The 23,721-nt window shown below is 55.8% G+C and carries 18 protein-coding genes; 13 read left to right on the plus strand and 5 right to left on the minus strand.

Annotated elements, in window-relative coordinates; translation table 11 throughout:
* Positions 1–148 precede the first annotated feature (148 nt).
* The 6 genes from glf to ACQQCD_RS01480 all read left to right on the plus strand — a co-directional run bounded on the left by glf (position 149) and on the right by ACQQCD_RS01480 (position 8,311).
* Positions 149–1,336: a UDP-galactopyranose mutase gene (glf, locus tag ACQQCD_RS01455; RefSeq protein ID WP_430266612.1), complete on the plus strand. Its 1,188-nt coding sequence runs from the start codon at positions 149–151 to the stop codon at positions 1,334–1,336.
* Complete coding sequence (locus ACQQCD_RS01460; protein ID WP_430266613.1) at positions 1,333–3,375, plus strand: glycosyltransferase; 2,043 nt, start codon at positions 1,333–1,335, stop codon at positions 3,373–3,375. Before glf ends, ACQQCD_RS01460 begins: the two co-directional genes overlap by 4 nt.
* Positions 3,372–4,241 (plus strand): ABC transporter permease, encoded by an 870-nt coding sequence (locus ACQQCD_RS01465; protein ID WP_430266614.1) that lies wholly within the window; start codon positions 3,372–3,374, stop codon positions 4,239–4,241. Before ACQQCD_RS01460 ends, ACQQCD_RS01465 begins: the two co-directional genes overlap by 4 nt.
* The gene (locus ACQQCD_RS01470; protein ID WP_430266615.1) at positions 4,241–4,990 is read left to right on the plus strand and encodes an ABC transporter ATP-binding protein; all 750 of its coding nucleotides are present in this window, start codon (positions 4,241–4,243) and stop codon (positions 4,988–4,990) included. Before ACQQCD_RS01465 ends, ACQQCD_RS01470 begins: the two co-directional genes overlap by 1 nt.
* Before the next feature lie 55 nt (positions 4,991–5,045).
* Entirely contained in the window at positions 5,046–7,208 is a 2,163-nt protein-coding gene (locus ACQQCD_RS01475; protein WP_430266616.1) for an acyltransferase family protein, read from the plus strand.
* Positions 7,209–7,462: 254 nt separating this feature from the next.
* Entirely contained in the window at positions 7,463–8,311 is an 849-nt protein-coding gene (locus tag ACQQCD_RS01480; protein WP_430266617.1) for an ABC transporter substrate-binding protein, read from the plus strand.
* A gap of 83 nt (positions 8,312–8,394) precedes the next feature.
* On the opposite strand, the gene ACQQCD_RS01485 is transcribed toward ACQQCD_RS01480, so the two are convergent.
* Complete coding sequence (locus tag ACQQCD_RS01485) at positions 8,395–10,437, minus strand: DUF6541 family protein (RefSeq protein ID WP_430266618.1); 2,043 nt, start codon at positions 10,435–10,437, stop codon at positions 8,395–8,397.
* Positions 10,438–10,699: 262 nt separating this feature from the next.
* Between ACQQCD_RS01485 and ACQQCD_RS01490 the strand changes: the two genes are divergently transcribed.
* The 7 genes from ACQQCD_RS01490 to ACQQCD_RS01520 all read left to right on the plus strand — a co-directional run bounded on the left by ACQQCD_RS01490 (position 10,700) and on the right by ACQQCD_RS01520 (position 17,154).
* A complete protein-coding gene (locus tag ACQQCD_RS01490; protein ID WP_430266619.1) occupies positions 10,700–11,365 on the plus strand; it encodes a glycosyltransferase family 2 protein in 666 nt (221 codons plus the stop codon).
* A gap of 2 nt (positions 11,366–11,367) precedes the next feature.
* Entirely contained in the window at positions 11,368–11,721 is a 354-nt protein-coding gene (locus ACQQCD_RS01495) for a DUF2304 domain-containing protein (RefSeq protein ID WP_430266620.1), read from the plus strand.
* A 69-nt stretch (positions 11,722–11,790) separates the two neighbouring features.
* Entirely contained in the window at positions 11,791–12,687 is an 897-nt protein-coding gene (locus tag ACQQCD_RS01500) for a glycosyltransferase family 2 protein (RefSeq protein ID WP_430266621.1), read from the plus strand.
* Between the two features lie 82 nt (positions 12,688–12,769).
* Positions 12,770–13,756, plus strand: coding sequence for a UDP-N-acetylglucosamine 4,6-dehydratase (inverting) (pseB, locus tag ACQQCD_RS01505; RefSeq protein WP_430266622.1), 987 nt, complete (start codon positions 12,770–12,772; stop codon positions 13,754–13,756).
* Positions 13,757–13,758: 2 nt separating this feature from the next.
* Positions 13,759–14,886: an aminotransferase class V-fold PLP-dependent enzyme gene (locus ACQQCD_RS01510; protein WP_430266623.1), complete on the plus strand. Its 1,128-nt coding sequence runs from the start codon at positions 13,759–13,761 to the stop codon at positions 14,884–14,886.
* On the plus strand, positions 14,883–15,668 hold the full coding sequence (locus ACQQCD_RS01515) for a cytidylyltransferase domain-containing protein (RefSeq protein WP_430266624.1): 786 nt from the start codon (positions 14,883–14,885) through the stop codon (positions 15,666–15,668). The genes ACQQCD_RS01510 and ACQQCD_RS01515 overlap by 4 nt, the downstream gene beginning before the upstream one ends.
* A gap of 64 nt (positions 15,669–15,732) precedes the next feature.
* Positions 15,733–17,154: a GNAT family N-acetyltransferase gene (locus ACQQCD_RS01520; protein WP_430266625.1), complete on the plus strand. Its 1,422-nt coding sequence runs from the start codon at positions 15,733–15,735 to the stop codon at positions 17,152–17,154.
* 77 nt (positions 17,155–17,231) lie between these two features.
* On the opposite strand, the gene pseI is transcribed toward ACQQCD_RS01520, so the two are convergent.
* The 4 genes from pseI to ACQQCD_RS01540 form a co-directional block, all read right to left on the minus strand.
* Positions 17,232–18,284, minus strand: coding sequence for a pseudaminic acid synthase (pseI, locus tag ACQQCD_RS01525; protein ID WP_430266626.1), 1,053 nt, complete (start codon positions 18,282–18,284; stop codon positions 17,232–17,234).
* 62 nt (positions 18,285–18,346) lie between these two features.
* Entirely contained in the window at positions 18,347–19,729 is a 1,383-nt protein-coding gene (locus tag ACQQCD_RS01530; protein WP_430266627.1) for a hypothetical protein, read from the minus strand.
* Entirely contained in the window at positions 19,722–20,753 is a 1,032-nt protein-coding gene (locus tag ACQQCD_RS01535; protein WP_430266628.1) for a hypothetical protein, read from the minus strand. Before ACQQCD_RS01535 ends, ACQQCD_RS01530 begins: the two co-directional genes overlap by 8 nt.
* Positions 20,754–20,863: 110 nt before the next feature.
* Positions 20,864–23,509 (minus strand): GH25 family lysozyme, encoded by a 2,646-nt coding sequence (locus ACQQCD_RS01540; protein WP_430266629.1) that lies wholly within the window; start codon positions 23,507–23,509, stop codon positions 20,864–20,866.
* Between the last annotated feature and the right edge of the window lie 212 nt (positions 23,510–23,721).

Below are 23,721 nucleotides of genomic sequence, written 5' to 3' on the forward strand. Positions count from 1 at the left end.
CAGTCAAAAATTGCTCCCTGTGGATAACTTGGGGCGGTCGCTGCCAGTGCGGGGTGCGCCTCAACAGTCTCCAAAGCAATCTCGGGTAACCTTATTCAGCAGGCATAGCTCAACTTTTGCCTGCCCACATGTCTACACAGGAGTGTTTGTGAACGCTGATCTCGTCGTCGTAGGTTCAGGTTTCTTTGGCCTAACCATTGCAGAGCAAGCCGCCACCGAGCTGGGCTTGAAAGTAGTGGTCTTGGACCGTCGCCACCACATTGGCGGAAACGCCTACAGCGAGAAGGAAGCTCAGACCGGAATTGAGATCCACCGCTACGGTGCGCACCTCTTCCACACCTCAAACGAGAAAGTCTGGGAATACGTAAATCGCTTCACCACCTTTACGAACTACGTTCACAAGGTCTACGGCGTGCACAAAGGCGAGGTTTACTCCCTGCCGATCAACTTGGCAACAATCAACCAGTTCTTCCGGGCAAACCTGACGCCCGGCCAAGCGCGGGAATTGATTCAGGAGCAAGCCGGTGAGCTCGCGGGCACGGATCCTCAGAACTTGAACGACAAGGGCATCCAGCTCATTGGTCGGCCCCTGTATGAGGCATTTATCAAGCACTACACGGGGAAGCAGTGGCAGACGGACCCCAAGAACCTGCCGGCTGGAATTATCTCCCGGCTGCCCGTTCGCTATAACTACGACAACCGGTACTTCAACGATAAGTACGAGGGTTTGCCGACGAACGGCTACACGGCTTGGATTGAAAAGATGGCGGAGCACCCGAACATCGAGGTGCGTCTGAACACTGACTTCTTTGACAACTCCCACGAGTACTCGAAGGACAACGTGGTTGGAAAGGTTCCGGTAATTTACACCGGTCCCGTGGACCGCTACTTCGACTTCGCCGAGGGCGAGCTGTCCTGGCGCACCATTGACTTCGAAGAAGAAGTTCTCAACGTCGGCGACTTCCAGGGCACCTCCGTGGTCAATTACAACGATGAAGACGTCAACTACACGCGCATCATCGAACCGCGCCACTTCCACCCGGAGCGCGAATACCAGACTGAAAAAACAGTCATTATGCGTGAATTCTCACGTTTCGCCGAAAAGGGCGACGAACCGTACTACCCCATTAACACCGCGGAAGATCGCGAGAAGTTGCTCAAATACCGCGACCTCGCAGCTGCCGAATCAGATGTTCTCTTTGGTGGCCGTCTGGGAACGTACAAGTACCTGGACATGCACATGGCCATCGGTTCAGCACTGAGCATGTTCGAGAACAAGATTCGTCCTCACTTCGAGGCGGGAACCAAAATTGAAAGTGGAGGAGTGGACGCATGAGCGCAGGGGACGCGCAGACTGCCTCAAGTTCAGCCCCCACCGCCGAGTGGGTCACACTCCAGCGAGTCGTTTTCCCTGAAGATTCGGAAATGGATACGGCTCCGCTCTACGTAGACATGGGCACAGCAGCAGGTATGCCGGCCCCTACCGAGGAAGAGGCCCGTAAACGTGGTCAGCGTCCCGTCCGCTTAAGCTCATCGGCTCGCGAAGCGCACGCCGAAGACTTTATGGGCCGGACGGCCACACGTGTACGGCCAGGGGAGCGGGTTTCGTTCGGAAGCTACTTCAACGCTTTTGCTGCTAGCTATTGGCGGAAGTGGACAACTCTTAAATCTGTTCGCTTGCAGGTTCAAACCAGCGGCTCCGGCACGCTCATTGTTTACCGATCCAATGCAAAAGGTTCTTTGCTGCAGGTTCGTAATGTGCGTCTTGAAGGCGAGCAAACGTCCGAGATCGAACTTGATCTTTTGCCCTTCGGAGACGGAGGCTGGTACTGGTTTGACCTGGTAGCTAGCCGTGATGAGCTCCAGATGCAAGCAGCGCAGTGGCAGGCTCCCGGGCCCGCACCGGCCCCTTCGAGCGTCACTCTTGAAATCACGACGCTCAATAAGACTGACTACTGCCTCAACAATCTTCGTTTGATGGCTAGCCACCCTGAAAGCTTGGAGTTTGTCTCCGAGATTTTGATTGTGGACCAAGGCAGCGACAAGCTTGCTCAGGCTGAAGGCTTCGAAGACGTCAAAGCAGCGTTGGGCGGGAAACTTCGCATCATTGAGCAGTCCAACCTTGGCGGCTCTGGCGGCTTTGCGCGCGGCATGTTTGAGGCGTGTGAAAACGGCAGTGACTACGTTTTGCTGATGGATGATGACGTGGTGATTGAACCTGAGAGCATCAGCCGCTTGTTGACGTTTGCTAACTATTGCCGCAAGCCAACCATTGTTGGTGCTCACATGTTTGACCTTCATCACCGGACAGCTCTACACACCTTTGGTGAAATTGTTAGTCCTTCCCGAATCCAGCCGGAACAACCGCTGGAAGAGATGGAAATGGGACACGATTTCTTGCGCTCGAACCTGCGCCAGACGCCGTGGATGCACCGCCGCGTGGATGTTGACTACAACGGATGGTGGATGTGCTTGATCCCCACCTCAGTAATCCGGGAAATCGGTCTCTCCATGCCCGTGTTTATTAAATGGGACGACGCCGAATATGGCCTTCGCGCCAAAGCTCACGGCTACCAGACCGTCAGTTTGCCCGGAGCAGCAGTGTGGCACGTCTCGTGGGGTGACAAAGACGACCTAGTGGGCTGGCAGGCTTATTTCCACGCCCGTAACCGATTGATGGTTGCCCTGATGTACAGCCCCTTCGCACGTGGTGGCAAAGCAGTCTTGGGCGCCTTGTTTGCTGACCTCAAGCACACTTTGTCCATGCAATATGCAACGGCTCAGGGGCGGGTATGGGCGGTCAAAGATATCTTGGACGGGCCGCAAGAACTGCACGCTTCCCTCGCTTCGACGCTGCCGCGGATTCGCGAGATGCTCGCTACCCACAGCGACACTGTGTACCTGAGTGACCCAGAAGCTTTCCCCGAGGCGCAAAAAGAACTCAGCATTGGCGGAAGCTCTGCCGTTGCCGGGCGGCCCTCGCTGCGCAACATTCTTCCGTGGGGTCTGAAGACGCTGAAGCGACAGTTGCTCGCAGAGGTTTCCAGTGCAGACGTTGAGCGGCCACAAGCGCGGATTTCACACCAAGATAACAAATGGTGGTCAGTGTCCCAGTTTGATTCAGCCGTAGTCAGCAACGCTGACGGCACGGGAGCCTCATGGTACAAACGAAATCCTAAGCTAGCTCGGACCCTCTTGAAGGATTCAGCCAAAAACACCGCCCAATTGGTACGTCGTTGGGATGACCTGGCAGCTGAATACCGGGCCACCATGCCGACTCTGTGTACCCAAGAGGTGTGGGCACACACCTTTGCCCAGCACACCATCTCAGATTCTCGAACGCCAGTTGCAGTAAGCACCGAGGGCGAAGAATGACAGCAATTCAGGACGCGCCTCTGATCCGCCCTGGTATCGGGCACGGATTGCAGGATGTTTTCCGCCAGCGGTACCTCTTGAAACTCCTTGTTCGCAAAGAAATCAAGCTCCGCTACCGTGGCTCTGTTCTGGGCATCCTTTGGTCTTACGTTAAACCGGCAGTGCAGTTCATTGTGTTCTACATTGCCCTTGGGGTGTTTCTTGGCCTCAACCGCAATGTTGGAAATTATGCGGTTTATCTCTTTTCTGGCATTGTTCTGATCAACTTTTTTACCGAAGCGCTCAACAACGCAGCTAAATCCGTTGTCTATAACTCGGGTCTCATCAAAAAGATCTTTATGCCGCGGGAGCTTTTCCCGGTGGCTTCGGTATTTGTCTCCGCAGCTCACTTCTTTCCGCAACTAGTTGTACTAGTGATTGGTTGTGTAGTCACCGGTTGGCGACCCACCCTGCTTGGGCTTCTGGCAGGAGTGGCAGGCTTCTTAGTCCTTGCCATGCTCTCGGTGGGCTTGGGATTATTTTTTAGCTCAGTTAATGTGTATTTCCGCGACTCAGAGAACTTCGTGGAACTGATGCTAATGATCGCCACATGGGCGTCGCCCGTAATGTACCAATGGACCATGGTCCACGAGAAGCTCGGCGATTTTTGGTTCGGTGTTTACCAATCGAACCCGGTGACTGTCGGCGTCGAACTTTTTCATTATGCCTTCTGGTCCACTACCTCCGGTGGAGACACAGCACTTGCTGCCCCGCCACAGCTATTTGAACTTTGGCTGCCGATTGCACTGATCGTTTCTGCCGCCGTTCTGGCCCTCGGTCAATTCACCTTCCGCAAGTTGGAAGTCAAGTTTGCGCAGGAGTTGTAGTGTCCGACGTAGCCCCGATTACCGTTGAAATCCAAGGCATCAGCAAACAGTTCGTTTTGCGGCATACCCGTTCCCTCAAGGAAGCTCTGATCTGGCTCCTCAAGGGACGCAAAGGCGATCTCAGCGTCAAGTTCCATGCCCTGGACAACGTCACGATGAACGTTCGGCAGGGAGAAACGGTGGCCCTCTTGGGCTTCAATGGATCCGGTAAATCGACGTTGCTCAAGCACATCTCAGGTGTAATGACACCGGACTCCGGAACTGTCCGAACGCGTGGACGAGTTGCCGGTCTTATTGAGGTTGGGGCCGGTTTCCATCCGGATCTCACTGGTAGGGACAACATCTATCTCAATGCCGCCATTCTTGGGGTTTCGGAAGCTCAGATCCAAGAACGATTCGACTCCATTGTTGAATTCGCCGAGATTGGTGAGTTCGTGGATACCGAGGTCCGGTTCTACTCATCGGGAATGTACTTGCGTTTGGCGTTTGCCGTTGCAGTTCATTCTGATCCGGAAGTTTTTTTGGTCGACGAGATCCTTGCTGTGGGGGACGAGCCGTTCCAACGCAAGTGCTTGAACAAGATCCAAGAACTCGTAGACGCGGGTCAAACGCTGGTCGTCGTTAGTCATGACCTAGATCTTGTGCAACGAGTGTGTCAGCGTGGAGTTTTGCTTGAGCACGGCAAGGTTCTTATGGACGGACCTGTTGCAGAGGTCGTGCAGTTCCTCAGGTCAAGGGACAGCCACTAGGTCCTCCTTTACGCCGACTAACTGGCAACGATTCACGTACGACGGGATAGGTAGATTGAGCGTTAACCAGGCCATTACACTGCCCACGCGGCGTGATGTTGTTGGGCCAAAGTCGAAGGTTCGCACAGACATTCAGGCTTTGCGTGCTCTAGCTGTTGGAGCAGTGGTGTTAAATCACCTGTGGCCGGATAGGCTGCCCGGTGGCTATGTTGGCGTTGACATCTTCTTTGTCATTTCTGGGTTCCTCATCACTCGGCACCTTGTTGGCGAGCTGACGAAACGAGGGCGGGTTCACTTCGCAGCGTTTTATGCCCGTCGCATGCGGCGACTTTTGCCGGCTGCCCTGTTGGTGGGCGCTTTGGGGCTCGCTGGCACGTGGTTGTTTATGCCGTATTCACGGTGGGCTGATGCTGCGGGGGAGGGCATCGCCGCTGCTTTTTATGGTGAAAACTGGCTGTTAGCTGCTAAATCTGTTGACTACTCGGCAAGCCACGAAACAGCTACCGTAGTCCAGCACTACTGGTCCTTGTCCGTCGAAGAGCAGTTCTACGTGGTCTGGCCACTGTTGTTGGCTGGTGCGTTCGCGGCAGCGCTATGGCGGCGTAAGAACCCTTTGCGATTCCTCACCATCGCTATGAGCGTCGTGTTCGCCGCGTCATTGATTTTCAGCATTATCTACACTGTGACTAACCCCAACGAGGCCTACTTCGTCACCACCACGAGGGCATGGGAATTTGCTGCTGGCGGTCTGATTGCTTTGGGCACCGTGGCATTTTTGGACACCAAAGCTTCCCAAAGGCGTTCGCCCTCGAAGCTTGTTCAAAACCGGATGCAGCTACTAGCCGGAATCGGACTAATTGCGGTTTTGGTCACCCTGTTTGTCTACAACCAAGAGACGACTTTCCCTGGCGCCATGGCACTGATCCCCGTGGTTGGTACCGGGCTGATCATTTGGACAGGCTCTGTACTGGGCTCCAGTGCGATCCCGTTTTCTGGATTCAGGCCCTTTCAGTTTGTCGGTGACGTTTCGTATTCGTTGTACTTGTGGCACTGGCCCCTCATTGTCTTGGCAGTTCCCTTCCTCGGCCGCGAATTGGGCAACGTGGACAAATGGATCATCGCCGCGATTTCCCTTGCGCTCGCGTTTTTGAGCAAGCGTTACATCGAGGATCCGGGACGAACCAAGCTCTATAAAGGCAGGCGCTCGGCGGTTAGTTTGCTGGCAGGATTTGCAGCCATGCTTTTGGTGACGGCGCTGGCATTAGGCATGGTTCTGTCCGCTGGCAGGGTGGAAGGCGCGGAGGCCCAGAAGCTCGCCAACTTGGCGCAGCAGCCTTGCTACGGTGCTTCCAGTTTGCTGCCCAACGCAAACTGCCCGGACAAATACGGTTCACCGGATGTGTTGAATATTGGCAAGGCCCAGTCCCCGTACTTTGCTGTGAGTGGCTGTCGTTCGGCAACCGATCAAATCGTTGTCCAGGATGTTTCGTTCTTGCAGGATTGTGACTATTCGGGTGGGGATAAGAATGCCAAGACCGTTTGGTACGTTGGCGATTCTCACGCTGAACATTGGAAGGTCGCTTTCTTCGATCTTGCACGAAAGCAAAAGTGGCACGTCCGGTTATCTCTGGCTGGGGGATGTTCGTTGGCAGACGTCAAGCGAATCGCATTTATGGACGCTCCGCGGCTAGATTCAGCCAGTCAAGAACGGTGTTTGCAATGGAGTCAACAGGTTTCTGACAAGATCCTCAAGCAAAAACCAGACTATGTTGTCACCTCGACCTTCTCTGTTAAAGAAACCATCGACGACGGCACCGGTCGCGATCAGCTGGCACAGTATAAAGACACAGTCGAACGCCGGCAGGCGAAATGGGCCCAGAACGGAACTCGAGTGATCGTGATCCGGGATCCACCACTGACCCTCGGTAAGAGCACACCAGGCTGTGTGATTCAGAAGAAGGGTGATTCTCTAGCTTGTGCCACTGATCGTTCCAAAGCTCTCGTAGCTGATCCGACGGCCAAAGCTGCACTTGATCTTGGCTCGGGTAACCTCAAGGTGATGGACTTGTCAGATCAATTCTGTGATGCGAAGCAGTGTCACGCCGTGATCGGCGGAATCTTCGTTTACTTCGACAACAACCACTTGTCGAAGAACTACGTTGAGAGCCTCGAGCCGATCTTTGACGAGCGCCTGTTGGGCCTCATGAATTCGAAGTAGGCCCAGATCAAATGCAGAAAGCTCAAACTAGAAGTGAACGGACAATATTAATGAAGTCGCAGGGTTCGGACAGTACTCTCAGCCGACGACGGTTACTCGCCTTGGGGGGTGTGTTGCCTCTCGCGGGGTTACTCGCATCGTGTTCCACGCCCACGGCCGTCCAGCAACCTCTTGAGCAATCAAACGACGGTTTTCCAAAAACGTTTGAGCACCGCTTCGGCACCACTACCTTGAATTCTGTCCCTCTGAGGCTCGTGGCTCTGGGAGCCGTCGAAGCGGAAACACTTGTGGCGCTGGGGATCGCACCCGTGTCCCGGCCGGGCAGCGATTCGTCACCCTGGTATCGCTCGGCCGTGCGTTCCATCGTTACGAGCGAAGAGTTGCAAAACTATGACGATGCAAAGTCGCTTTCCTCCTCTCTCTTCAGCGACATCAAACCCGATGCGTTCATTTCAGTTGGTCCTCGCCTCGGCAAAGCAGAATACGAGTCGCTCAGCAAGCTAGCCCCTGTTTTGCTTGCTCCGGAAAATGTGAGTCCCCAAAGTTGGGAGGACATTGCCAGCTTCGTCGCTTCCGCCGTTGGAATGACAAAGCCCATGGAATCACTTGTCGCTGACGCTAAGACAGCTATCGCAGAGATCGTGGAGGACTACCCTGACCTTCAGGGAGCGTCAACACTTATGGTCAGCGCGTCGTCTGTTTCTGGCTCTGATTACGTTTTGTCCGGAACCCACTCTTCGCCGATGGCCTTTTTGAAGGGGATCGGTATGAAGGAAGCACCCGCTGTGGCCACGCTCGCCGCTAAGCTCACCGCCGCTAATGCGCGTTTCCCCTATGATTCCTTGTACCTACCGCGGACCCAATCGGGGCGGCTCAGTGCGGACGTCCTGATCGTATCTGTGCCTGCCGTTGATTACACAAGCTACAAAGCCAACGAAAAGCTGGGTGAGGGTTTCCCAGCGTTCGGAGACGGCACCTTGTACGTAACTAACGCTGCCGAGGCACTATCGCTTCAGCGGCAGTCGATTCTTGGTGCGCAGTGGTGCGCTAGGAACGTGTTGCCTGAATTGGCAAAGTCCGTATATCTCAATCGTCAGAAGTAGCAGACCGTCTGTATTAAAAAGGTGCGTTTTGCGCCCCGGGCGGGGGCGCAAAACGCACCTTTATTATTGGCTGCACATAGATGCTAGCCGCAAGCCGTTACTTTAAAGAGCCTAGCTTTGCCAACGGCTTTGATGAGCTTCATGCCAGGAGCCGAGTCACTGGCAAGGTCGCGTGTTCCTTCAAGCGGTTCGCCACGCGGTGCCATTTCAGAGTCTGCGAAATCGAGAGCCCAGTAGGCGCGCTTTTCTTTGATGACTGGGCAAACATCGGGGTTATATGCCGCTTCCGCCCAGTGATCCATCAACAGTCTCTCGCTGTCGCTGCGTGCTCCCACGATGTGCGGCGCTATGACCTTCCGCCCAGAGAACGCGTACGCCATAGACGCGCCCGTGCGTGGGTTGCCCACAATAACGTCACCCTCGGGTACTAGCGTACCCAACTGATTCATGAGGGTGAGCTCGTCCGTCGTCACCAAAGAGGAATCCGCACGAGTCTCAAAAGTCGTGTGAAGCTTCTCCTGAACCTTCGCGAGCGTTCCACCCTGAGCGGCTACGCCAAGTACAGCGAAGGCCACTATGGCCCCAACGCCGAGCGCCGGGCTACCTGTCCGGATTTTCGATAAGCGGGCTAAGGGGCTTTCCTTCGATTTTGCGCGATCGGCAATCCAAGTCATGCCGTTGTCCCAGACAGGACTCAACTTGCGAATAGTCCATTCAATGCCCAAAGCCACAATGGGGAGGGTAATCAGAGGCAACATGGCAGCGAAACGGTTGGAGTCTGAATACCACACCCCAGTCATAAAGAAACGGAACGAGCCGAAGGGCCATGCGGAGACCACCAAGTACAAAACAGCCCCAATGGTAAACATCAATAAGGTCCACCAGTGACGTCTGAAATTACGAGCCACCGCGTAGAGCCCCACTACGGTGAAAAATGAAATTATCCAGGCGACGGTGGTGCCCATCGGTGCGCTGGTAAGAACCTCGCCGAGTGCTTGGGCGTTGTTTTGGAAGGGCGGCCACGTCGCGGCACTCGCTGGTGGCCGGGCCTTGATCCAGATGATCAAAGTAACTAGGTAGTACAGAATGGCCGCGGCTAGCCAAAAGACGAATGCCCTACGAGTAATTTGGCCGCGCTTGAAATGGACTACAGCGCGTAGCAGCACGGCCAACACTGCGGGGGACGCGAAGGCCAGAAGAGCCACTAGGGCGCTAGGGTGGGTCAATGCCAGCCCTGGGACAATGGCAACCAACAAAATCAATGCATGAGCGTTGATGCGCAATTGACCTGACCGTACACCAAGAGCCTCGATTGCCAGCCCCAAAGCGACGGGAAGCATTGTCAGGGCAGCATGGTTGGGATACAGGATGCCGAACGCCACCATCAGGTATGGGAAGCTACTAAACCCTGCCGATAGAACACCCGCACCCAGAAGGGTAGCGGGGCGCGAACCAACAATCCGGCTTACTAAGAAAATTGCGCCCATCGGCCAGACTAAAGCAGCGTATAGGATCGTTCCCCAATTCACTGCGATGGTGATTGACTGCGCACCGGACATCAATACCAAAGCAAGCATCGCATGCATACCCGCTGGATATAGGCCCTGAGAAGCATCAGTCAGATTGCCCAAAGTAAGTGTGTTGGCGGATTGCGTATCGGCGATGTAACGGACAGCATTCAGGTGGTAGACATTGTCATAAGTTTCGGAGAATGCCTCCGGAGATCCGAAGCCTGACATGTACCGGGCAGCAATAATGATCGCCGGTATGGCCACGGCAAGAGGGATCATCAGCTGGTTGATCCTGTGCCCGGTGAAGTAGTCACGGGCCGGCGGGGCCAGCTTCAGCGCTGAAGAATGCAAGGTGTACTTGTCGACTAGGCGCCTAATTACAAGTACCAAAACTAGTAAAAGAACTGTCAGGGCAACGATGGTCACCGGGTTAAACGGTATATGCGTGTAGCCAAAGACTATGCCCGCACAGGCGGCCACTGTGGCAGTGACTGGAACGGCTAGTACAGCCAAGCTCGGTCCTCTGACGCCTGCCGCCCACAACAGGGCGAGGCCCGGCGCGAAAAAGACGACGACGGCAAGGCCGAGCGTGGGTAGGGTTTCCCACCAGGACATTGATCAACTCCTAAACGTCAAGGAAAGACTACTAGGCTTGGCTGGATACGTGGCGCCGAGCCAAAGCAACTCGCCGTCTGACGCAGCCGCGCGTTGCGTTATCTGGTCCTCGGCGGCGTGTTCAAACGGTGCTTTGGGTCTTGATTCTCTGGTTCACAATCTTGTTCTTCTCCGATCGCCGTAGAGCCATGTGCCTCGGCTAACTGCAAGACGCGTCGTGCTAACCCGCTGATTACGGGAGCTGTATGGAATACTCATAAGAGTGAATCGAGCATGGATTGTGATCCCGATGTATAACGAGGCGACTGTCGTCGGCGACGTCATTAGTCGCGTCAAGACGGTGTTCCCCAATGTTGTGTGCATCGACGACGGCAGCACGGATGGATCGCCGGAGGTCGCTGAAAGCGCCGGCGCCGTCGTCGTCCAGCACCCAATTAACCTCGGTCAGGGAGCGGCATTGCAGACCGGAATTTCCTATGCGCTCGAAGACCCAAACATGACCTCGATTGTGACTTTCGACGCCGATGGGCAACACCGTATCGAGGATGCACAGGCCATGGTGGAAAGAATCGATTCGGGGGAAGCGGACATCGTCCTCGGCTCCCGCTTTTTGGACTCGCGTACCAAAATCGGCCCTATGAAGCGCGTTGTGCTCAAAACCGCTGCCCTGCAGAGCCGCCTAGCTACGGGAATGAATCTCACGGACGCTCACAACGGTCTCCGGGTTTTCAACCGGGATGTTGCCAGCCGTATTCACCTGACGCAAAACCGGATGGCCCATGCCTCTGAGCTCGTCAACCAGATCGCTGAAATGAAGCCTCGCTGGGTGGAGCATCCGGTCGAGATTATCTACACGGATTATTCCAAGGCGAAGGGCCAGTCCCTGCTGAACTCCGTCAATATTCTGGCCGAACTGTTCTTGAGGTAACCATGCAATTCATTGTTCAGCTCGTCCTGGTTCTTGGCGTTATCTTATTTTCTTTTGTCCTTATGCGTGGTTCGGCCAATGCTCGGCACACTGCTATTCGCCGCATGATGACTATTCTGTTCGCCGTCACAGCAGTTATGTCCATTCTCTTTCCGCGACTTATTCAAAGTGTCGCGAGCTTCGTGGGAATCGGACGCGGAACTGACTTAGTCCTCTACGCGTTTATTGTGTCGTTCCTCATCTTTATGGCATCGACCTACCAGCGGTTCCGTGGCCAGGAAGTGGCACTGACCAAACTGTCTCGGAGGATTGCACTCAAAGAGGCGCGCAAGCCGTGGCTCGAGGACGAATCGTAGGATATTGACCAAACTCGTGACGCTGACACCAGCTCAACACTGCTCTCCACCGATGGAAATGAGGACCGCATGACCATTGACGTTATGTTCCCGTACTACGGCGACGTCGCCATGATGAAGGCCGCTGTCAGCTCCGTGTTAGCGCAGACGGATACTGACTTTAAACTCACGATCGTCGATGACGGTTTTCCCGATGACTCACTCCCGGCATACTTTGAGGAGCTTGTGGCGAGCGATGACCGAATCGTTTACTTCAAAAATGAGACGAATCTCGGCGCTAATGGCAATTACCGCAAATGTGTGGGACTCATCGAGCACGAGATCGTTGTGATTATGGGTGCCGATGACCTCATGAAGCCGAACTATCTGGCTACAGTCCGTGCGGCGTTCGAAAACCCCGAGGTGGACATTGTGCAGCCGGGCATCGAGGTCATCGATGAGAACGGCCAAGTGTACCTGCCGCTGATGGACCGTATCAAGGCCGCCATGCGGCGTTCGCTGGTGGGGAAGGCCTCCTCCGCTATCGTTGAGGGCGAGGCTCTGGCCGCCAATCTCATCGACGGAAACTGGTTGTATTTCCCATCTGTCGCTTGGCGCGCGTCTGCCATCAAAACGCACAATTTCCGGCAGGGCTATGACGTGGTTCAAGACTTGGCTCTTGCCCTTGACGTGATTATGGACGGCGGCAAGATGTTTGTGACGGGAACGGTCTGCTTCCAGTACCGCCGTCACCGTGAATCGGACAGCTCGGTCCGCGCCCTCGATGGTCGGCGGTTTGCCGAAGAGCGTCGTTTCTTCGATGAGAAGGTTCGCGAGTTCACGGCGCTAAATTGGACTAGAGCAGCGCGTGCTGCTCGATTCCACGTGACATCGAGATTGAATGCTGCGTCGCTCCTTCCAAAGGTGGTCAGCAAGCGTATGTGGCCCGGACTTCGGACGTTGAGCGCGCACGTCGTTAAGCCGTAATACGACTCTCGCTTCGGTGAGAGAAAACCCAGTTTTTCTGACAATGTATGTGTAACGAGACACGAAGGCAAAGGTGAGACGCATGTCCATGTTGGACGGTGCATCGGTACTGATCACGGGCGGCACAGGTTCGCTTGGTAAGGCACTGATCAAGGAAATTCTTGCGAACCATAATGTTCGTCGATTGGTCATTTTCAGCCGTGACGAACTAAAGCAGTTCGAGGCGCGCAACATGTTCAACGATGACCCGCGCTTGCGCTGGTTCATTGGCGATATTCGTGACCGCCACCGACTCAACAGGGCTTTCCACGGTGTGGACTACGTTATCCACGCAGCAGCCCTCAAGCAGGTGGACACTGCTGAGTACAACCCGTTTGAATTTGTCGAGACTAACGTTCGAGGATCACAGAACGTTATTGACGCAGCGATTGATCAGGGTGTCAAAAAGGTTGTGGCACTGTCCACGGACAAGGCCTCAAGCCCGGTCAACCTCTACGGTGCCACAAAGCTCTGCGCAGACCGCCTCTTTATCTCGGGCAACCACTATGCTGCCGCCTACGACACCCGCTTCTGCGTGGTTCGCTACGGCAATGTTATGGGTTCTCGTGGTTCTATCGTTCCCAAATGGAAGGCCATGGCAGAACGCGGCGAGTCTCTCGGCGTCACAGACTTCCGCATGACCCGCTTCTGGATCACCATCGAGCAAGCCGTTAAGTTTGTATTGGACTCCTTCGAGATCATGCAGGGTGGCGAGCTCTACGTACCTAAGATCCCGTCCATCCGAATTACCGATCTCGCCAAGGCCGTGGACGAGAACGCCAAGGTCCACGAGATTGGCATCCGCCCCGGCGAAAAGCTCCACGAAGAAATGATTGCTGCAGACGATTCACGCCGCACAATCTCGGTTGGCGACCGATACATCGTTGAGCCACACCTCGAAGGCTGGGGATACAAGCGCCCCGAAGGTGCTGAACCGGTCAAGGACGGCTGGAGCTACCAATCGGACGGCAACGACCGTTTCCTCTCCGTGGACGAGCTCCGCGACATGTTCAAGGCGGAGGGTCTGTAAGGATGCTTCCGTACGGACGCCAAGATATTGAACAAGCTGACGTTGACGCTGTCGTCGCTGCGCTCCAGAGCGACTGGCTGACGACGGGACCTGAAGTAGCACGCTTTGAAGCGGCCATTTCTAAGGTGGCAGGCGGGGCTAGTGCCACGGCTGTGACAAGTGGTACTGCCGCCCTTCACACCGCGTACGCGGCAGCTAACTTGGCGCCCGGCGACGAGGTCGTCTCAACTCCGATGACCTTTGTCGCAACCCAGTCCACGGCTTGTGCTTTCGGGGCGAAGATCGTTTTCGCTGACATCGACCCGTTCACGGGAAATCTCGATCCTGAGGCTGCCGCGGCAGCTGTGACCGAGAAAACAAAGGTCATTGCCACCGTCGACTACGCGGGCCACCCTGTCAAGGGTCCCGAGTTCCAGAAGCTGGCCGCAGAGTCTGGCGCGCTCTTCCTGGAGGATGCTGCCCACTCGATCGGTTCCACGCTCAATGGCGTGCCCGTCGGCCAGCTCGCGGATCTCACGACCTTCTCCTTCTTCCCGACGAAGAACCTCACCACCGCTGAAGGTGGTGCAGTCGTCACCACGAGTGCTGAACTCGACAAGCGAGCCCGCAACTTTAAGGGACTCGGCATGATCCGCGATCCAAAGGAAATGCGTGCTCAGGACGAAGGAAGCTGGTTCTATGAGGTCCAGGAGTTCGGCCTGAACTACCGTCTCCCGGATGTCCTCTGTGCGCTCGGCACAAGTCAGATTGCTCGCCTCGGCCAGTACAAGGCTCGCCGTCAGGAGATCCACGACCGCTATAACGCCGCCTTCGCTGGCAACGAGAGCCTCACGTTGCCGGGCGTTGAGCAGGGCGCTGAACCCATGTGGCACCTTTACCCGCTGCGAGTTCCTGCGGAGCGCCGTCGGGCGATCTTTGACGAGCTGCGCACCCGGGGTATCGGCGTTCAAGTTAACTACATCCCGAGCTACTGGCACCCCGTATTCCAAGACATGGGATACAAAAAGGGCATGTGCCCTAACGCCGAGCAGTTCTACGCTCAGGAAATTAGCCTCCCGCTCTTCGCCACCCTGACCAACGACCAGGTGGATATGGTCATTGAGAACGTTCTGGAGATTGTCGGAGAATGAGCGGCACAGACCTGAATACGCAGCAAATCAAGCGCATCAACCTTGCTGAAGCACCCCGCGTCGTCGCGGTCATCCAGGCGAGGGTTGGCTCCACGCGCTTGCGCGCCAAGGTCCTGAGGGACCTTGGCGGCATGCCAGTTCTTGAATGGGTATTGCGAGCCGCAAGGGCGGCCCAAGGTATCAACGAGGTGGTTATTGCCACCTCGGATCTACCGGATGATGACGTGATTGAAGACTTCGGTCGCAAGCACGGAGTCCGGGTTATTCGCGGGTCACAGGATGACGTGCTCTCGCGTTTTTTGTTGGCCGCCAAGACGACAAACGCAGATGCTGTTGTTCGGCTTACCGCCGATTGTCCTCTTTTGGATCCTGCGGTTATCTCACAAGTGGTGTACCTGTGGCGGCAAGATCAGATGGTCGATTATGTCTCCACGACCCAGCACCGTTCGCTTCCCCGTGGCCTCGACGTCGAATTAGTCCGCTCATCGGCGCTGCTCAAGGCAGATGAGCGCACGGAGCCGCACCATAGAGCACACGTGACAAGCGCCATTTACGAAGAAGGAGCAGGCTTCGTAACTGGTTCGCTTTCTTTCCAGCCCAGCTACAACCACTTCCGGGTGACACTGGACACTGACGAGGACGCTCAGCTTCTGGACGCACTCGTGGCTAAAATCGGCACTGACATCCCGTCCTGGCGAGGCATCCTCCACGTTCTAGACGAGAACCCAGATATTGTTGCGCTCAATGCGCATATTGAACAGAAAGCGCTGGAAGAGGGCTGATTTGCGCATTTTGCTCCGATGCGATTCCACCAAGTCGCAGGGCCTAGGCCATGTGATCAGGACTATGGCAATCGCCGAGGCTGCATTGGCCGCGGGCCATAGCGTTGAATTCTCTGGCGATGTTGCGAGCCCTGTGGGTCAGGAGCTCATTTCAGCACTTTGTTCTCGAGTGCATCCGGGTCCAAAGTCAGCGGAGGAACTTGCCGCTCTGGCCGTTTCCGTTGGTGCTGATTTGGTGCACATTGATACCTACGTGGAACAAGGCGCTATTTTTGAATGCCTTAACCGCTCATCGGTTCGTTTCTCCTCGATGGAGGACGGCACTTACGGGCGGCGGCGAGCAGATATCATCATTGACCCGTCGCCGGGTGCGGAGGTCTTGCACCGCCCGGATGACGGCTCCTACAGGCTTTTTCGGGGCACAAAGTCGATTCCGATTAGACGTTCCATCAGGCAGCTGCGATCCGTCGGAAAACATAGCCCGGCTATCAAGCGCGTCATGATCATCATGGGTGGAACTGACGCTCGGGACATGACAGCTACCTTGGTAAAACTTTGGGCCAAAGCTGCAGTTCCTTCCCACTGCGTTGCTGTCGACCCGAACGGACGTTCTACGCTTGGTATTGAACTTCTTGAGGGGCAAACCCTCGAACTCGTTAGACCTTCCTTAGACGTCCCTGAACTTTTCCCCACGATGGATGTAGTTATCAGTGGTGCTGGAACAACCACATGGGAACTTGCAACCCTCGGCGTCCCTACCGGCCTTGTACAGCTTGTAGGCAACCAGAACGACAATTATCAATTTGCCATTCAGCGGGGAATAGCCGTTGGACTGGGGGACATCAGTACGGGGGAGCTAGACGAGGCCGCTGCGATACAAAAAATTCAACAATTGCTACTGAGCGATTCACTCCGCCGGAAACTCTCGACTCAGTCAACCGAACTTCTTGATGGCGCTGGGGCGGACAGAATCGTGACGGAATGGGAACAGCTAATGGATGAGCCATCGGAGCTATCGATTAGACCGGCGACGGTCGAAGATGCAGGGATTCTGTTCGATTGGAGAAACGAAGCCTCCGTACGAGCGGTTTCGCGCCAAAGGGGCGAGCTGCACTGGGGTGACCATGTTGCCTGGGTAACCCGCGCAGTTGCAAACCCCGAGGTCTGTTTGTTGATCGCACAGTTTGAGGGTGCTCGAATTGGTACTGTCCGGTTTCATGTTGTGGAACCCAATGTTTGGGAAGCCTCTATTACGCTCGCACCAGAGATGCGAGGGCGCGGAATGGCCTCTGCAGTTCTCGCTGCGGCTGAAGTACACTTCTTCGTCGATCATCCAGAAGCGATCCTTCAAGCGGCAATGCTGGAATCGAACGTGCAATCGTTCAAACTATTTCAGGGTGCCGGTTATGTTGGGGAACTCGAGCGAATTGATGGCGAGTTGTGGTATCGATTGACCAAAACTGCGGCATCTATAACCCCAAATTAAGCTAGACAGGGTTCAAAAGATCGGCCGGTGAAACACAATTTTCCCTTGTGTTTCACTGGCCGCTCTTTTTCATGTGACTAGATAACATCCCAGGTCAGCGCAGTGCCGGGTTCGGCATCAACGCGGAAGGGGCGCCCAAGCACAGTCTCGTATAGGGCGGGTTCCAAGCCGCCGGAGGGACGGATCGAACGTACATTCTCCGCGGTGGCAATCTCGCCAGCCTTCACCGGCTTGACGATGTACAAGGAACGGCGAAGTTTGAGGCTCGCGGATTCGCCAGTGGTTTGTTGGATCACGGGGGAGCCGAGTGCTTCTTGCGCGGTGCGGCTCTCCTCAACAAGGGAGCGCAATTCGTGGGGTTCTAAGGAGAAATCAGAATCAACGCCACCGTCAGCTCGGCTCAGCGTGACGTGCTTTTCGATGACAGTTGCGCCAAGTGCAACTGCAGCAATGGCGGCACCGATGCCCATAGTGTGGTCGGAAAGACCAACCTGAACGCCGAAGGCATCGCGCAGTACTGGAATAGTCCGAAGGTTGGACTCTGAAGCCGACGCGGGGTACGAAGAGGTGCACGCAAGAACCACGATTTGATCATTGCCTTCAGCCCGAATGGTTTTGACAGCCGTATCGATATCAGAAAGGCTTGCTGCGCCGTTGGAGAGGATGATTGGTTTGCCAGTCCGTGCAACCAAGCGGAGCAGAGGCAGATCCCCGATCTCCAGAGAAGCGATCTTGTACAGCGGAACGTCCAAGGATTCCAGGAGGTCTACGGCAGTGGAATCGAAAGGACTGGAGAAAGCAATAAGACCGCGTTCACGCGCACGTTCGAAAATCGGAGCATGCCAGTCCCACGGTGTGTGCGCTTCCGTGTACAGCTTGTAAAGATTCTTGCCACCCCAGAGAGCATGGTCTTCGCCGATTTGGAACTGAGGCTTATTGGAGTCGATCGTAATGGTGTCTGCGGTATAGGTTTGCAGCTTAACGGCTTGTGCGCCAGAGTCCGCCACCATGTCCACAATGTCCAAGGCCCGCTGAAGGCTCCCATTGTGGTTACCAGACATTTCAGCAATGATAAATGGCTTTTCGGTGCTACCGATTTTGTGACCGGCTACTTCGTAGGATGAATGCATTTCGTACCTATCTCGATGGCGTACTTAAATCCGCAGTGGTGGTTGCAGTTTCTACAAAGATGCTAGACCCGTTTGCGCACCAGCATAAAACCGGCGGCGCAAACGCCCAACGCGACAACGATGCTGATCAATCCGGCGAGGAGTGTGTTCGGCACTAGAAAGTTCAGGCCGACAACCACTATTGCTCCAGCTGCTGTCAACGCAAATGGACGCCACGGGAATGCCTCTCGCAACGCTTTGGCTGCAAGCACCGCATACACCAAGCCAAGAATACCGAACGCGCCGACTTTGACGGCACCAAGCTCCCAGTAGTTGGTGGTCTGGGCAGCGAACAGGCCAACAAGGCCAGCTAGCACCAGCACAGACGGTGTAACCCACGTGAACGAACGGGTTTCCTGTTTAGCGAACAACACTGACATTGCCAGCAGGTAGAGTGCATAACCGCAGCCGACTGCGGGCAGCACCTTTGCTAGCATCATGACTTCGGGGTCGTTCCCCTTCAGGACGAGCATTCCCACTGTCGCTCCGGAGCTGCCCAAAAGCACAAGACCACCGGCAATGAGAGCTGCCTGAGTCGAAAGCTGCCGTGCCACGACGAGCAGCCCATTGCTGTGGGACGCTTCGAAGAGCCTCGCTGTCCAGACATTGTTCAAACTCGAGAGAACAGCGAACGGGCCCAGGGCAAATGCTGCTGCGGCAACGTATCGTCCGGAGCCTACAGAATTTTGGAAGTGTTGTACAAGGAACGAATCGCCTTGCATCATCAGCATCATGGCAATGCTGTGGGGAAGCAGAGGCAAGCCAAGCTTGAACGCAGATTTCACCGCAATCCATGCTTTTCCGGGCCACAGTGGTGGTGCAAGCTTGAAGGACACGCCAGCGGTAATTGCCATCCCAATGAGGAACGCGGCCATGTAGGTGGCGGAGTCGGCTGAGAACAAACTAATCGCAATAAGTCCACACAGGTGCGCTCCCAGAGACGCAGCCCCACTCAACATCACGAAGGCCAGAGCTCTACGTTGGCTTCGCAGAATGGCTTGGGAACTCACCACGATACTGAGCAGACCAGTGGACGCCACAGCAAAAGCGAAAGTCGCCCCAACGTGACTGTCCGGTATTGAAAAATAGACAAATAGTGCGGAGATCAGAGAAATACCGAAACTCAGGATCAGGTTTGCTCCGTGTATAGCCCGAGCGTGGGCTTTACCGTTTTCTGGTTGGAAGTACGCGCGGGTAATAGCTAGGGGCAACCCTGCGGACAATACCACCTGGCCAACTTGCAACACTACTGCGGAAAAACCTACGCGCCCCCACTCCGCAGAGTCCAGGATTCGAATGGAGAACGGCTGTACTAAAAGGGCGCCTAGTCCCTGTAGCGCTGCTCCAAGCAGGTAGTAGACCGATTGCCTCGTGTGAGATACCGGTGCTTTTGCTGAATCAGCCAAAGTAGTCCATTTTGGGGGCAACGAGTGTGGTGGAGGACGAACGGGCTAGTCGGTCCGGAAGGTGCTCAAATGGGTCACGAAGGAAGTGAAGCGGAGATGGCTTGACGTCGTTAACCAACGGGCCGACTTCGCGCTTCTTGAGCCCTAGGATCGCTTGAGCTTTCGCAATTGGGGCACCAACCCAGTAGTCGGCGAATGCCCGAACGGAGGGCGTGTCCCACCCGAGCGTGTGCCGAAGTTCCTCGGGCGATTGCATATATTCGTAGCCCAACTCCGCCCGTGCAACGGACAAGAGTGTTGGGCCATCGGTGGCGTCTTCGTAGAATTCAGGCCACAAGCGCCGGAGATACTCTTCGGAAGAGGTTTCTTGAATACCGGCGATCTGGAAATGGGGCCCGTAGATACTCACCGGCGTTTCTACCGCAGCCCCGTAAATTAGCGCCGTTGCCAAACGGTTGGAAATTACTTTCTTGGAGCTCATGAGTAACCACATAACTCGAGCCAGGAATGCTGAGTCGCGCCGTTCGCCTGCGCTGGTAATGGTGTGACCAGCGTCTGTCCAGGCCTTGACGATTTCTGGCTTTTGAAGGTCGTCGACGTGCATACACACGAGAGCCGATCCTTCGCGCTCAAAAATTTCACGGGCATATGCGTTCTGGTCGCCGTCCACGGACACCAATCGTGTGCCGTGGAAAGGGAAAACGACTGCGTCGATAGTGCGTTCTATTGGAGGTCCACTGCGGTTGACCATCTCGGCTAAATAGAGGGCGGGGGCGCCGATTGCGGTGCTTCTAAAGCCCGTCTCGCGAACCGACTCTTCTTCGGTCCACCCCCGAGAATCGTGGGTCCACACAAAGAGATTGCCTGCGGGGGCAGCGCTGGCTAGATCGGCAAAGTGCGTTGAAATTGGTGTCACGGGTGTCCAGCCGTGCTGAAGCAGCCCTCGCATATGGCGTGGGCGGGGTAGACCTGCGTGACCGGCTAAAACCGCGGAGTGGCCGTAGAAGTGATTCTGGATATCCATTACGGACCGGACTCCTTTTGAGAGAAATTATGGAACTGCGTGGGCCTGCGAAGTAGCGACCGCATTCAAGGATACGACACATTGCATGAGCGAACCTGTCCCGTCTGTATCTAGCTGGTGCCCGAACTTAGCAAGACATTTTGCATTCCGCCCTTACCGTTGCCGGCTGCCACCCACACGGAACCGTCCGTGCGCCGAAGCAAAATATTCTTCTGTTGACCAGAGGTGAAGCCAAATGCGGGCATCTTCTGATCTGCTGTTTGCCATGGTCCTGAAAGCGCCGTACGTGGCTTGAAGCCTCCCACGCCGTCTCCCGGGTAGAGCCAATTTGTGCCGGACGAGGTGTTCGCCAGAAGATCGGCTTTGCCATCACCATTGAAATCTCCAGTGGCCACTACCGCGGAAAAGATATCCCATCCACTTCCGATCTGTCGTCGTGAAAGAAATCCTCCTGAGCCGTTGCCGGGATACAGGAAAAGTGCCCCTTGCGACGTTCGGGCCATTATGTCCCCGGAGCCGTCACCATTCCAGTCGGTTGTCGCGACGATGGAGGCAAAGATTTGCCAGCCCTTACCGATCGTCTTAGGCGCTAGGAAGTTCCCACGCCCGTCAGTCGGGTAGAGCAAGAGTGTGCCATCGACGGCCCTGGCCAGCAGGGCCGTTCCGCCTTTTCGATCAAAGTCTTTGGCCACTGAAACAGAGGTGAATGTTTGCCATCCGGCGCCAACTTGTCGCCGGGTCAACCATCCGCCGTGCCCGTTGCCCGGGTAGAGATAGAGTTGCCCCGTCTTGGCGACGGCCAAAACGTCGGTGTTCCCATCGCCGTCGAAGTCGCCAGCCTCTAGCACCCTCGCGAATACCTGCCATGCGCTGCCAACTTGCACCGACATCGCAAAATTGCCCTTACCGCCGCCTAAGTACGTGGTGAGTGCGCCGCTGGAGTTACGAACGACGATGTCGCTTTTACCGTCGCGATTGATGTCGAGGCCACCGAGCACAGAATCGAACGCTCCCCAACCGCGGCCAGCAATAGCGGGAGATGCGAAACCGTTAGAACCATTCCCAGAGTACAAATACAGGTCTCCGGACGTGGAAATGGCGAAAAGATCTGCCTTCCCATCGCCCGAGAAATCACCGGCAGGAAGGACAGAAGCGAACTGCTGATAGCCCTGACCGATGCTGATCCGAGGCTTAAATCCTGCTTTTCCGTTCCCGGCATAAAGCCATAGCACCCCGTCTGTCCCCACGGCTACGAGGTCGTTAAACCCATCGCGGTTGAAGTCACCCGGCGCGAGTACAGACTTGAAAATGCTCCACCCAGAGCCAACTTGTGTTCGTGGGCGAAGTCCTCCTTGACCGTCACCGGCGTAAAACCAAAAATTCCCGCTGGCGTCGCGCGCGAGGAGATCAGCGTTTCCGTCACCATTAAAATCTTTGGTGGCAGTGACGACGTCGTAGATATCCCACCCTGTGCCGATCACGGTCGCTGCACCGAAAGTCCCATCTGCGAGCCCTCGCTGGAGCAGCAGTTTTCCGTCAGCGGTCTTCGTCAACAGATCGGCGCGTCCGTCTGAGGTGTAATCACCTGATGTGAGGCGCTGTACCTTTGTGAACAGAGCCGGAGCGCTGGCGCCAGCAAAACGCTTCAGCCCAGCGGAATCACCGTTCCAAACGTTGGAGTCACCCAAGAATGGTCCGGTGCTGCTGTATTGCCACATGCTGTAGGTGCTCCAGCTTGCGGGCAGGGTGCCTGCGTCGTTGCTCGCGGAGAGCGGGTATGCGGCCAGCCATAGCGGGTAGTCACCGAAAGCAGCAGAGTTTCCTGTGCATTGCGTCCACCAGTCAGTGGTGGTGTAAATCGCCGGAATACGTCCGGTTAGCGATTTCATGGTGGTACCGAATTCTTTGAGCCACTGAACCATTTGACTCGCGGTCATCCCGTAGCAAACATTTCCAGTGTTGTACCCGAGGTCTGTGCGTCCCACGTAGGGGTTGTACTCAATATCAATCACGGGAGGAAGTGTGGAACCGTCGGCGCTCCATCCACCACCGTTGGCCACAAAGTACTTGGCTTGGGAAGCTCCAGAGGACCAGTTGGGAATAGCGAAGTGGTATGCGCCGCGCGTCATACCAACCTGGCGCGAGCCGTTGTATTGCTGAGCGAAGTTCGCGTTGGTGTAGAAACTACCCTCGGTGGCCTTCACATAGGCAAAGCGCGAACCCTGGGACCACTGCGATGCCCAATCCACATTTCCCTGATAGGCGCTGACGTCTTGGCCAGGAACTCCAAAGCTGGGACGCCAATGCGTTGCACTAAAGGCCTCAGCACTCACGGCTTGCCGTGATAGCACGCCGCTGGTTCCAGAGGACACGTACTTCTTTGAAGCGTTGGTCTCCATTGTGGCGCCAGCTGGGCCGATGGCTTTGAGGAGTTGTTCCTCTTTACTTCCGGCCGGTGCTGGAACCGCAGAGGCCGTTGCGGTTGCGGTGGGGGACATAGTGGGCGCAACCGTCGTCGTACTTTGTGCGGTGGCGGCGGGGGAGGCCGACGGCGAAACAGTCGCCGCGCTGCTGGTTTTCGTGGCGGATGCTGTGGGGCTGGGCGACGACGTTGAACTGGTCAGCGAATCGGCGTTAGCCGCGCCCGGCGACAGTAGTCCAAGTGTGGTGACGCAAACGGCGGCGAATGCGGCGCCGCGGAGTGTTCGAGACTGAAGTGCGCTCGGGTGGCGGCGGGAAAGTGCAGGCTTAATCATGGATGACTCCGGGGCAGTACGGGGAGGAGCTCAGCTTGCACTGAAACTTTACGGGCCGCTAGTTGCGACAGGTGTTTTGCAAACTCTAGGGGCTAACGCGAATACCCTAACACCTCGCGCCTGATGTGACCAGAGTGATCCATGTGACTCGAGTGACTAAACGAACGGCGCATCGATCGACTTCTGAGTTGGTTGTTTTCCACAGGCAATCT

Source organism: Pseudarthrobacter sp. J1763, from assembly GCF_050490295.1.
GTDB lineage: Bacteria > Actinomycetota > Actinomycetes > Actinomycetales > Micrococcaceae > JBNPEO01.